The 12,752-nt window shown below is 44.9% G+C and carries 11 protein-coding genes and 1 pseudogene; 8 read left to right on the plus strand and 4 right to left on the minus strand.

The window, feature by feature from the left end; translation table 11 throughout:
• Positions 1-352: 352 nt before the first annotated feature.
• Positions 353-1,756: an alkaline phosphatase gene (locus KTR07_RS22380; protein WP_008766999.1), complete on the minus strand. Its 1,404-nt coding sequence runs from the start codon at positions 1,754-1,756 to the stop codon at positions 353-355.
• 509 nt (positions 1,757-2,265) lie between these two features.
• Between KTR07_RS22380 and ltrA the strand changes: the two are divergent.
• A pseudogene (gene ltrA / locus KTR07_RS22385) lies at positions 2,266-3,669 on the plus strand (group II intron reverse transcriptase/maturase).
• Positions 3,670-3,783: 114 nt separating this feature from the next.
• Here the strand turns inward: ltrA and efp are convergent.
• Positions 3,784-4,350, minus strand: a complete 567-nt coding sequence (gene efp / locus KTR07_RS22390; protein ID WP_008766998.1) for an elongation factor P — start codon at positions 4,348-4,350, stop codon at positions 3,784-3,786.
• Between the two features lie 192 nt (positions 4,351-4,542).
• On the opposite strand from efp, the gene rpmH reads away from it, so the two are divergent.
• The 7 genes from rpmH to KTR07_RS22425 all read left to right on the plus strand — a co-directional run bounded on the left by rpmH (position 4,543) and on the right by KTR07_RS22425 (position 10,201).
• Positions 4,543-4,704, plus strand: a complete 162-nt coding sequence (gene rpmH / locus KTR07_RS22395) for a 50S ribosomal protein L34 (protein ID WP_005678985.1) — start codon at positions 4,543-4,545, stop codon at positions 4,702-4,704.
• A 412-nt stretch (positions 4,705-5,116) separates the two neighbouring features.
• The gene (locus tag KTR07_RS22400; RefSeq protein ID WP_008766997.1) at positions 5,117-5,767 is read left to right on the plus strand and encodes a PASTA domain-containing protein; all 651 of its coding nucleotides are present in this window, start codon (positions 5,117-5,119) and stop codon (positions 5,765-5,767) included.
• 25 nt (positions 5,768-5,792) lie between these two features.
• The gene (locus tag KTR07_RS22405) at positions 5,793-6,866 is read left to right on the plus strand and encodes an RluA family pseudouridine synthase (RefSeq protein WP_080974011.1); all 1,074 of its coding nucleotides are present in this window, start codon (positions 5,793-5,795) and stop codon (positions 6,864-6,866) included.
• Complete coding sequence (locus KTR07_RS22410; protein ID WP_008762649.1) at positions 6,863-7,837, plus strand: D-alanine--D-alanine ligase; 975 nt, start codon at positions 6,863-6,865, stop codon at positions 7,835-7,837. The genes KTR07_RS22405 and KTR07_RS22410 overlap by 4 nt, the downstream gene beginning before the upstream one ends.
• Positions 7,838-7,938: 101 nt before the next feature.
• On the plus strand, positions 7,939-9,087 hold the full coding sequence (locus KTR07_RS22415) for a hypothetical protein (protein WP_008762650.1): 1,149 nt from the start codon (positions 7,939-7,941) through the stop codon (positions 9,085-9,087).
• The gene (locus tag KTR07_RS22420) at positions 9,084-9,794 is read left to right on the plus strand and encodes a NigD-like protein (RefSeq protein ID WP_008766996.1); all 711 of its coding nucleotides are present in this window, start codon (positions 9,084-9,086) and stop codon (positions 9,792-9,794) included. Before KTR07_RS22415 ends, KTR07_RS22420 begins: the two co-directional genes overlap by 4 nt.
• 14 nt (positions 9,795-9,808) lie before the next feature.
• Positions 9,809-10,201, plus strand: coding sequence for a rhodanese-like domain-containing protein (locus KTR07_RS22425; protein WP_008762652.1), 393 nt, complete (start codon positions 9,809-9,811; stop codon positions 10,199-10,201).
• Positions 10,202-10,469: 268 nt separating this feature from the next.
• Here KTR07_RS22425 and KTR07_RS22430 read toward each other — a convergent pair whose 3' ends face one another.
• On the minus strand, positions 10,470-11,426 hold the full coding sequence (locus KTR07_RS22430) for an acetylornithine carbamoyltransferase (RefSeq protein WP_008762653.1): 957 nt from the start codon (positions 11,424-11,426) through the stop codon (positions 10,470-10,472).
• 53 nt (positions 11,427-11,479) lie between these two features.
• Entirely contained in the window at positions 11,480-12,733 is a 1,254-nt protein-coding gene (locus KTR07_RS22435; RefSeq protein WP_022472033.1) for a glutamate-5-semialdehyde dehydrogenase, read from the minus strand.
• Positions 12,734-12,752: the final 19 nt, after the last annotated feature.

Here is a 12,752-nt window from a genome sequence, read left to right on the forward strand (position 1 = left end):
GTAAACTAATTCAGTTATAACAAACGAAGTTGTCAACTAAAACCAGTACACATCAATGGCTTAGAGTTTCCATGAATTTCCTGCTTTGGAAACTGTCGTTTCCCGGTGTGGGAACGATCGTTTCCTTTAAAGGTAACTCTCGTTTCTCGGTGAGGGAACGCCCGTTTCCTAACGGGAAACATATCAAGAGAAGGGACCCAATGAAAATCATCTATTATAATGATAATATTATTTAGGCACGGATTGCACGAATTTCACGGTCTTTAATTGAATAGAACCGTGTTAATCCGTGAAATCCGTGCCTAAATGAAAATAAATAGTGTTTTGATTACATATTCGTGCAGTCAATTCTTTATTTATATCCGGCAGCTTTAGCTATCCGTTTCGGAATTTCCGTATTGTCAATCTTCTCACCGAACAGTTGAGAACCGGCACCGATAGCAAATACCGGCACATAACCGGCAGAGTGACCGCCGCTTACCCAGCCTACCATAGATATCTGGTCCATTACTTCTTTAGCGCGTGCAGCCATCGGCTCGCTTTTAGAGTACATGCTTTCGGCAAATACCACTTTATTTCTGACAAAGGATTGTTCGAACTCGTCACGCAGCTTCTTTTCCTGTTCCCAGGAAATAGGGAACTGTTTCCAGAAGCCCATTTCTTCACCCAGGAATTCTTTCATGTCTTCCCAAGTCACTTTGTTGCCTTTTGATTTTCTTAGTTCGCTGATACGTCTGGACAATCCGTCAGCAGAATGTTTTTGATATTGCAATGCTTTCAGGTTCAACGCATATTTGCCTGTACCTAGTACGATACCACCGGTTTCGTGGTCGGCCGTAACAACGATCAGTGTTTCTTTCGGATGTTTCTTGTAGAATTCGTAAGCTACTTTGATAGCGTCATCCATGTCCTTTACTTCATTGAATACGGTAGCGGCGTCATTACCGTGGCAAGCCCAGTCAATCTTTCCACCTTCTACCATTAAGAAGAATCCTTTGTTCTTGCCTTTGGTCAGGAAGTCGATTGCGCTTTCTGTGATTTGGGCGAGAGTCAAGTCGTCGCTTTTACGGTCGATAGCATAAGGCAGGCAGGATGGATCTTTGCCTTCTTCCTGTATCAGGATCATTTTGCCGGCATCCTTGCTTTTGGCTTTATAATCGCTGTAGCCACGTGCTACGGTGTAACCTGCTTCTTCGAAAATAGGGAAGATGTTGGGAGCGTCTTTCTTGTCATACGTCTTGTCCGGTTTCAGAAAACCACCGCCTGCATAGAAGTCAAAGTTTGCTTTTGTCAGGTCGACAGCGATTTCATAATTCATATTACGGTCTGCCTGATGAGCGTAGAAAGCGGCAGGAGTGGCGTGGTCTACGCTGACGGAAGTAGTGACACCTACTTTCTTTCCGGCCTTCTTGGCTTTTTCGGCTACGGTTTCAATCGGGTTTTTGTCTTCTCCTACAGAGATGGCACTGTTGTAGGTCTTCTTTCCGGTAGCCAGTGCAGTACCCGCAGCGGCAGAGTCGGTAACAGAGTTTGTCGCGGAGAAAGTGGTTGCCATCGTTGCTACCGGAAATTGGGTGAACAATAAAGGTTCAACGCCGATGCGCCCGTTTTGCAGTTCTGCCTGATACATCTCTGTACCATTTACCTGATTGACTCCCATTCCGTCTCCGATGAAATAGAATACATACTTTGCCTGCTGACCGTTGGCTGCAACGGAAATAAGGACAAAGAGCAGTGTGTAAATCAACTTTTTCATTCTTTTGTATCTTAATATTAGGGTTAGTGATGGACAAAGGTAATAAAAAACGGTGGAAGTGCCGAAGCAAATCCACCGTTTCTTTAGTTCGCCCAGCACGAACATATTCTAACGGGTGTAAGTCCCTAAAGCGCCCTGACAACGGGAAGTATATAGCCAACGGCAAGGGTGTCCATCGTGAGGTGGAATCTGAAGGAAGCCTGCGGCAAATATCTGGTCTGACGTACAGAAACTTGATATTAAGGCTTAAGGATGTGGATAAGTTTGCTAAACAAAACGAAGTCCTATAGTTGTCCGGAACATCCAAAGTAAATCAAGCAGACATAAGATGGAAAGAATATGTCCATAACTGGGGAGGTCTCACGGGCGAGGAAAAATAAATAAATACAGTCAAGCAGTAATAACGAACCGTGAGAAGTCAGCAGAGGTCATAGTAACCGACAAGGTAAAAAAATCGGCAGTCGGTGAAGGACTGAACTTTTAATCAAACAAGTACCATTTAATACTTTATGAAAGAGTCAATGCGGAAAATCAGTAAAACGAACTGCCCACAAATGGATAGGACAGCATCCGACGAGTATGTGGGAGTGCAGACTTTTATGGAGATAAAAGATGAGCAGCTTGTGGAAGTGCAATTGGAAGAAAACAATCTGTTGGAACTCCTTCTAAGTCCATCGAACTTGAATGCGGCATACCGCCAAGTCGTAAGGAATGGAGGAGTGGGAGGTGTCGATAAGATGGAGACGAGCGAACTGTTGCCATACCTTACCCTCCATAAAGACGAATTGTTGGAAAAGATACGCAGGGGGAAGTATCGTCCGTCCCCTGTGCGCAGGTTAGAAATTCCGAAAGACAACGGTAAAACTCGCCCATTAGGTATCCCGACAGTGGTAGACCGCTTTGTTCAGCAGGCAATCAGCCAAGTGTTGATACCGCTTTACGAACCTCAGTTCAGTGACAACAGCTTCGGCTTCCGCCCTCATCGTAGTGCTCACGATGCACTGCATAAGGTGCAGGAATATGCAGACCAAGGTTATCGCTACTGTATCGGTTTGGATTTGGAAAAGTTCTTTGACCGTGTTAACCACAGCAAACTGATAGAGGTCTTATCCCGAACCGTCAAGGACGGCAGTGTAATATCTTTGATACACAAATACCTTAATGCAGGAGTTGTAGTATCTCACAAATACGCGGAGACTGCCGAGGGCGTCCCCCAAGGTGGTCCATTGAGTCCTATATTGAGCAATATTCTTCTTAATGAGTTGGACCAGGAATTGGAACGCAGGGGGCACCCGTTTGTCCGCTATGCCGATGATTGTCTGATCCTTGTCCATAGTCTTCGGGCAACGGAGCGAGTCCGTGATAGTATTTCCGAGTTTATAGAAAAGAAGTTATTCTTGAAAGTAAACAAAGAGAAGACAGAAGTCGGTTCCATCTGCGGCAAGAAGTATCTTGGACACTCCTTCTACTGAAGAGCCGACCGTAAATGTGGTCTTAATCTTCATAAGAAAAGTCAATCCAAGTTCAAACGCACCATCAAGCACCTGACCAGCCGTAGTAGTGGTCAAGGCTACGCTTGGCTGAAACTCCACCTGACGCAATACATCCGAGGTTGGCTGACATACTATCGTTATGCCGATATGAAAGATTTTATAATCAAAACAGCGAAGTGGTACAATCGTCGTCTTAGAATGTATATATGGAAGAGTTGGAAGCGGGTACGTACACGTTTTGCCAGCTTGCAGAAGTGTGGCATCCCTCGTCGGAAATCTTGGGAATGGGCGAATACCCGTAAAGGCTATTGGCGCATTGCGGATAGTTGGATATTGCATAGAGCAATCACAACAGATAAGCTTGTAATGGCGGGTTATCCGTCAATGATAATTCTTTATACCCAATTGCATCGCAGTTAAGAGAACCGCCGTATGCCGAACGGCACGTACGGTGGTGTGAGAGGTCGGAAAACGAAAGTAGGAGGAAAACTTCTACTTCGTTTTCCTCCTACTCGATTGTCATTTGTATGACATTTATGCTTTTACGCGTCCTACGTAAGAACCGTCACGAGTGTCGATTTCAATTGTTTCACCTTCGCTGATGAACAAAGGCACACGTACTGTTGCACCTGATTCTACGGTAGCAGGTTTCAGTGTGTTGGTGGCTGTATCACCTTTCATTCCCGGTTCTGTATAAGTAACCTTCATCTGAACTTTGATCGGCATGTCTGCATAAAGTACAGTTTCGGTAGAAGCGTCAGAAACAACGTCCAGCACTGCACCTTCGAGCAAGAAGTCTACACCATTGATCAGGTCGTGAGCGATGGGGTGTTGGTCAAAAGTTTCCTGGTTCATGAAGATATAGTCTTCTCCTTCTTTATACAGGAATTGGTATGGACGACGTTCAACGCGTACATCTTCCAGTTTTTCACCGATATTGAAACGGCGTTCGAGAACATAACCGCTTACTACGTCTTTCAGCTTGGTACGCATAAATGTGTTACCTTTACCTGGTTTTACATGCAGGAATTCTATACAGAAATAGAGCTTTCCGTCCATACGGATACAAGTTCCGTTTTTGATGTCTTGAGCATTAATCATACTGCTGTTTTTCTTATTATATTATTGTTATTTAATTGTCTTCGTCGTAATTCGAGTGCAAAAGTAATCTAAATCAGTAAAAAACACAAAAACTTTTGAGCAAAAATGACTTATCGCTTGGTTAATTTAAAAAAAGTCTCTATTTTTGCAGCCCGATTACGTAGAATAATAACATAAAAACAAGATACAGTAATGAAAAGAACATTTCAACCCTCTAACAGAAAGAGAAAGAACAAACACGGTTTCCGTGAGAGAATGGCATCGGCTAATGGTCGTAGAGTATTAGCTGCTCGCCGTGCGAAAGGCAGAAAGAAACTGACTGTTTCTGATGAGTACAACGGACAGAAGTGGTAATCATCACTCAGAAACAAAAAAGGCGGAGTTTTAAACTCCGCCTTTTTTGTTTGCTTCTATTTTCATTAAAGTTGGTTATAACTTCCTTTTTATGATAAAAAGTACAGGACTCTTGGCACAGTAGTTAAATAGAGTATTAAATAATGTTTAATGGAATGCTCTTTGTCACTTTTTAGCTTTCTTTGTCACAGATCATAGACGGAATATATGCGACAGACGGTTGTGCTCAGAGAATCCGGAAGCCGCATCCTAGAATATAAGGTTGTTGAAATCTATAGGAGTGGGGAATATAGTTGCAACAATTGTGGTGATGACAGGTGTCCTTGCATTTATGCAGGGACATTTTCATTGCCCACTATTCCGAAATTCAACTAATTTGTAGTATCTTTGGCGCGGATTAACAGCAAAGCGTATGACAATCAAAGAATTCTTTTCTTTTAAAACAAATAAATATTTCTGGGTGAATATCCTTGTCATGATTGTGGCAGTGGTGCTGATTGTGTTCGGCGTGATGAAATGGCTGGATGTTTATACTCGTCACGGTGAGGCGGTGGTTGTGCCCGATGTAAAAGGGATGACTGTGGATGAAGCTTCAAAAATGTTCCGCAATCACGGATTGGTATGTGTCGTTTCCGATTCTAATTATGTGAAGAATATGGCAGCTGGCATTGTACTTGATGTCAACCCGGGAATCGGACAAAAAGTGAAAGAAGGCCGCACCATTTACCTGACTATCAATACACTGAGTATTCCTTTACGTGCTGTTCCCGATGTGGCGGACAACAGTTCTCTGCGCCAGGCACAGGCGAAAGTGCTTGCTGCCGGATTCAAGCTGACCGAGATTCAGTTGATGAACGGTGAGAAGGACTGGGTGTACGGCATTAAATATCAGGGGCGCTCATTGAATGCGGGAGATAAAGTACCTTTGGGAGCTGCATTGACACTGATGGTAGGAAACGGAGAAAACGAACCGTTGGAAAGCGACTCCATGGAAAATGTTGAAGGGGCAGATGAACCTGTTTCCTCAGAATCCCCTTCAAGTCAGGATGATAGTTGGTTTTAATTGATAAATAACGAAACAGATTCACATGATCGAGGAAGAACTTCCGGATGAACTGGAGAATGATTTGGATGATATAGAACCTGTCGGTGACGAATCCCAGCTTTACGAACATTTTCGGGTGGTCGTAGACAAGGGACAGGCGATGGTCAGAGTCGACAAATATCTGTTCGAACGTATTGTCAATGCTTCGCGCAACCGTATTCAGAAGGCTGCCGAAGATGGATTCGTCATGGCTAACGGTAAGCCGGTGAAGAGCAGCTACAAGGTTAAGCCGCTCGATGTCATTACCGTCATGATGGACCGTCCTCGTTATGAGAACGAGATTATTCCCGAAAATATCCCCCTTAATATCGTTTACGAAGATCCATATGTAATGGTAGTGAACAAGCCTGCGGGACTGGTAGTACATCCGGGACACGGAAACTATCACGGTACGCTTGTCAATGCGTTGGCATGGCACATGAAAGATATTCCTGAATATGATGCCAATGACCCGCACGTCGGCCTGGTCCACCGGATTGATAAAGATACGTCCGGTCTGCTGGTGATTGCCAAGACGCCGGATGCCAAGACCAACCTCGGAATACAATTCTTTAATAAGACGACCAAACGCAGATACCGTGCCCTTGTCTGGGGAAATGTGGAACAGGATGAAGGCACGATTGTAGGCAGTATCGCCCGTAATCCGAAAGACCGGATGCAGATGGCGGTTATGTCCGACCCGTCGATGGGCAAGCACGCGGTCACTCATTATCGGGTGCTTGAACGGCTGGGATATGTCACGCTGGTAGAGTGCATACTCGAAACCGGACGTACTCATCAGATTCGTGTCCACATGAAACATATCGGGCATGTACTTTTCAATGACGAACGCTATGGCGGTCACGAAATTCTGAAAGGTACTCACTTTAGTAAATACAAACAATTTGTAAATAATTGCTTTGACACTTGTCCCCGGCAGGCTCTGCATGCCATGACATTGGGGTTCGTACATCCCGTCACAGGCGAAGAGATGTACTTTACTTCCGAACTTCCGGATGACATGACCCAGCTTATCGAGAAGTGGCGAGGCTATATAAGTAACAGAGAAATAGAATGAAACGCACAATTGCTATCGTAGCCGGAGGTGACACCTCCGAATTTCATGTATCCCTGCGTAGTGCACAGGGAATATATTCCTTCATAGATAAGGAAAAGTACACACTGTACATTGTCGAGATGCAGGGGACCCGTTGGGAAGTACAATTGCCGGATGGTGCAAAAGCACCGGTAGACCGCAATGATTTCAGCTTTATGCTGGGAACGGAAAAGATCAGGTTTGACTTTGCCTATATTACCATTCACGGTACTCCGGGCGAAGACGGCCGTCTTCAGGGATACTTTGACATGATGCACATACCATACTCTTGTTGCGGGGTGCTGGCTGCGGCGATCACCTATGACAAGTTTACCTGCAACCAATACCTGAAAGCCTTCGGAGTGCGTATTGCAGAATCGTTGCTATTGCGTCAGGGACAATCGGTTTCCGACGAAGATGTGATGGAAAAGATCGGTTTGCCTTGTTTCATCAAGCCGAGTCTGGGCGGTTCGAGCTTCGGCGTAACAAAGGTTAAGACGAAAGAACAAATACAGCCGGCCATTGTTAAGGCCTTTGAAGAAGCCCAGGAAGTGCTCGTAGAAGCATTCATGGAAGGAACGGAGCTAACCTGCGGCTGCTATAAAACCAAAGACAAGACCGTCATCTTCCCGCCTACGGAAGTGGTGACACATAATGAGTTCTTTGATTATGATGCAAAATACAATGGTCAGGTAGACGAGATTACTCCTGCACGCATCTCGGACGAACTGACGAATCGCGTGCAAATGCTGACCTCGGCCATTTATGACATATTGGGCTGTTCCGGTATCATCCGTGTGGATTATATTGTGACTGCCGGCGAAAAGATCAATCTGCTGGAAGTGAATACAACTCCGGGGATGACCACTACAAGCTTTATTCCCCAGCAAGTGCGTGCTGCCGGACTGGATATAAAGGATGTGATGACTGATATAATAGAAAATAAATTTTAGGTATTAAGTATTAGGTAATAAGTATTAATTCCATGCGGTTTACAGCGCAGCCTAATACTTAATACTTAATACCTAATACTTATTTATAAACTTCATAGCTTATGGATACTACAGAGTTTGATGAGATTCGTCCTTATAATGATGAGGAACTTCCTCAAATCTTTGAGGAGCTGATTGCTGATCCTGCTTTTCAGAAGGCGGCTACTGATGCGATACCGAACGTCCCCTTTGAACTTTTGGCGCAGAAAATACGTGCCTGTAAGAGCAAGCTGGATTTTCAGGAAACATTCTGTTATGGTATTTTATGGAAAATAGCGGCGGACCATACGGATGGGCTGACTCTGGATCATACGGCTGTGCCGGATAAGAGCAAGGCTTATACATATCTCTCCAATCATCGGGATATTATATTGGATTCGGGCTTCCTCTCTATCTTGCTGATCGATCAGGGGATGGATACGGTTGAGATAGCGATTGGTGACAATCTGCTGGTTTATCCGTGGATCAAGAAGCTGGTGCGTGTCAACAAGTCGTTTATTGTACAACGGGCGCTGACTATGCGGCAGATGCTGGAATCTTCGGCACGGATGTCCCGTTATATGCATTATACCATTAGTGAGAAGAAGCAGTCCATCTGGATTGCCCAGCGCGAAGGACGTGCCAAAGACTCGAACGACCGTACTCAGGACAGCGTGCTGAAGATGCTGGCGATGGGTGGTGAAGGTGACTTGATCGACCGTTTGATGGAGATGAACATCGCTCCTCTTGCCATTTCGTACGAATATGACCCCTGTGACTTTCTGAAAGCGCAGGAGTTTCAGTTGAAAAGAGATATAGAAGGATATAAGAAAACCACTCAGGACGATTTGATCAGTATGCAGACCGGTCTTTTCGGATACAAAGGGAAAGTGCATTTTCAGACGGCTCCCTGTATCAATGACAGGTTGGCGCAGCTGGACCGTTCGTTACCGAAGCAGGAACTGTTCTCCAGCATATCTGCCTGCATCGACCAGAGGATTCATAGTAACTATCGGATCTATTCGGGCAATTACGTTGCCTATGACTTGCTGAAGGGTACATCCGAGTTTGCCGGTCATTACACTCCCGAAGAGAAACAACGATTCGTTACCTATATCGAGCAACAACTGGGCAAAATAAAGATTCCGAATAAAGACGAAGACTTTTTGCGTGGAAAATTGTTATTAATGTATGCCAATCCGTTGGTGAACTATTTAGCTGCTTGCCAATGAATAAAGTAAAGTTACATACACTCTGGCTTTTGGGAATGCTTTTCCTGATGACTGCCTGCGGGGATGATGATTACTATTATCCTTCTGTGAAGTTGGAATTTGTCACAGTGAAGGCTGGGGCGGATGGTCTGATACAGAGTCTGCTTCCTGACAAGGGAGAGCTGTTGACTGTTGCGAAAGACCGTACCGGATCAACCATTTCTCCGAACTCGGCTAGGCGTGTAATCAGTAACTATGAAGTAAATCCGGAGGATGCTACGGCTGTCATATACTCATTGCAGTCGGTGGTGACACCGGAGCCAAAGGGGGCTGACGATCCGGCTTTCGAAGGCGGACTGAAGTATGATCCGGTAGATGTGACCAGCATTTGGCTGGGGCGTGACTATTTGAATATGATTCTGAACGTGAAGATCAATATCAATAGTGGCAAACAGCACGTGTTTGGTATGATAGAAGAGAGCGTTGAGGCGGAAGGGGATGAGACAGTCGTAACCTTGTCTCTGTTTCATGATGCGAATGGGGATGAGGAGAACTATAATCGCCGTGCCTACATTTCTGTTCCTCTGACGAAATATGTGGATGAAGAAAATCCTCATCAAACCATAAGGATAAAATTCAAGTATCATACCACAGATAAAAGTGGTGTGGTGGTAGAATCAAGCAAGTATTGTGATCCGGGATTTGAATATGTTCCGGGCGTGAACTGATTAAGATAGTACATATGTTTAAAATGAATCAATTAGTCGTGGGATTATTTTTATTTCTCTCTTCTCTTTTCTCCTGTCAGCAGAAAGGAGACTTTAAAACGGTGAATGTAGAGGATTTCGATTCTATCATTCAGGATGAAGAAGTGCAGCGTCTGGATGTTCGGACACTGGCTGAATATTCAGAAGGACATATTGCAAAAACGATCAATATAAATGTGATGGATGACTCTTTTGCCTCGATGGCGGATTCATTGTTGCAAAAGAACAAACCGGTTGCGTTGTATTGCCGTAGCGGTAAACGGAGCAAGAAAGCTGCTGCGATCCTTAGTGAAAAAGGATATAAGGTTGTGGAGCTTGGTAAAGGATTCAATGCCTGGCAGGCGGCAGGAAAGGAGATAGAATACTAAGGTTGTTGCTGTACGGCTTTTTTCTATCTATTCTAGAATAAATGGTTGCGCTTTACATAAAATTCTGAAGGGATGCAATCGTTATCGTGCTAGTATACAGTTAAATAGATGTTGCTATATTCTCAATGTATTCTCATGCTTATGAGAAAAAGTTCTCACCGCAATGAGAAAAAATTCTCATACCTATGAGAAAAATTTCTCAAGGGCATGAGAATCTTTTCTCATAGGTGCGAGAATAAAAGCAAGGTTTCATTCACAGATGTTCCGTTTATTCCAATCCCTCAATCAATCTCTTCAAAACCACCGTAGCCGAGATTTCACGGTTGGCAGCTTCGGGGATAACGATAGACTGAGGACTTTCGATTACATCATCCGTAACGATCATATTTCTGCGAACAGGTAGGCAGTGCATAAAGAAAGCATTGTTGGTTACTGCCATCTGTCGGTCGCTGACTGTCCATTCACGGTCTTTGCTTAATATCTGACCGTAATTGTCGCCTGTATAGGCAGCCCAGTTCTTGGCGTATATAAAGTCTGCTCCTTCGAAAGCCTTCATCTGATCATATTCTACTTTGGCATTTCCTACGAATTGCGGCGCCAGCTCATATCCTTCCGGGTGAGTGATAACGAAATCATAGTCAGTGGCATTCATCCACTCTGCAAAGGAGTTGGGAACAGCCTGTGGCAATGGACGGGGATGTGGCGCCCAAGTCATTACGACTTTGGGACGTGCCGTCTTTTTATATTCCTCAATGGTGATTAAATCGGCAAAGCTCTGCAATGGGTGGCGGGTAGCTGCCTCCATCGAGAAGACAGGACGTCCGGAATATTGGATAAATTGATTCAGAATAGTCTCCTGATAGTCAAAATCGCGATCTTCGAAACGGGCAAAGGAACGTACTCCGATGATGTCACAATAACAACCCATCACAGGAATCGCTTCCAGCAGATGTTCCGGTTTGTCACCATCCATGATGACGCCACGTTCTGTTTCCAGTTTCCATGCACCTTGGTTGATGTCCAGCACCATTACATTCATTCCCAGATTAAGAGCAGCTTTCTGTGTGCTGAGGCGGGTACGGAGGCTGGAATTAAAGAAGATCATCATCAATGTCTTGTTTCGTCCCAACTCTACATATTTGAAGCGGTCTTTTTGAATTTCAAATGCTTCTGCAAGGGCTGATTTTAAATCGCCGATGTCCTGTACACAAGTAAATTTCTTCATTTTATCTATCATTAATCGTTATTGTCCAATTGATCATTTGTCGTTTCCTCACTTTACCATCTGGTCTGTCCGTCGCCTTCGATCACCCATTTGTAGGAAGTGATTTCCTCCAGTCCCATCGGACCGCGGGCATGCAGCTTTTGAGTACTGATGCCGATTTCGGCTCCCAGGCCGAATTGTGCACCGTCGGTGAAAGCGGTAGATACGTTGGTATATACGCATGCCGCATCTACTATCTTAGTAAACAAGGCGGCACGCTCTTTGTTTTCGGTCACGATACATTCGCTGTGCCTTGAACTGTTTTCCTGTATATGCCCCAGTGCGTCTTCAAAACTTTTCACCGTTTTGACAGCCATTTTGTAATCCAGAAACTCTGTTCCGAAGCTTTCCGGGGTGGCAGGTTGCAGCAACTCAGCCGGATAATGTCCTTCCAGTGCCTGATAAGCCTGTGTATCTGCATAGATAGTAACCTTGCTTTCTTTCAGTTGATCGCAGAGCGCAGGCAAATCCCCCAGACGTTTCTCATGAATGATGGTGCAGTCGAGCGCATTGCAGACACTGACACGGCGTGTCTTGGCATTATGGATAATATCCGCTCCTTTCCGGGTATCTCCGAACTCATCAAAATAAGTATGGCAGATACCTGCTCCTGTTTCAATGACAGGAATCCGTGCATTCTCGCGCACGAAATTTATCAGATTGCTGCTTCCTCTCGGAATAATCAGGTCTACATAGCCTGTCGCATTCAGTAATGCTGCCGTAGCCTCTCTGTCTGCCGGGAGCAGTTCTACTATATGCGGGTTGACATGAAACTTTTCAAGTACCTTGTGAATGACGCTGATGATGGCACGGTTGGAATCGTCCGCATCACTTCCACCTTTCAGGATGCAGGCATTTCCGCTTTTCAGGCAAAGGGAAAAGACGTCGAAGCTGACATTAGGACGCGCTTCATAGATGATGCCTATTACTCCGAAGGGGACACTGACTTTGGTCAGCTTCATTCCATTGGGGCGGGAGGTTTCCTTTAATATCCTTCCCAGCGGGGAGGGGAGAGTGGCTACATTACGTGTGTCGGCAGCGATGCCTTTCAGCCTCTCTTCCGTCAGTTTTAACCGGTCGTACTTCGGGTTACTCTTGTCCATCCGTGCCAGGTCCTTTTCATTTTCTGACAGGATAAAGGGTGTTTCGGCAATGGCAGCATCAGCGACCGCATTCAGTATCTGATTGATGGTGTCGTCACTCAGCAACGCCAATTCCCGGCTGGCAGCTTGTACAGCAGCGAAAGTTCCGTTTAAATTTGTAGTCATTTGCTCCTTTTTACGTTTT

The organism is Bacteroides sp. MSK.20.82 (assembly GCF_019052485.1).
GTDB lineage: Bacteria > Bacteroidota > Bacteroidia > Bacteroidales > Bacteroidaceae > Bacteroides > Bacteroides thetaiotaomicron.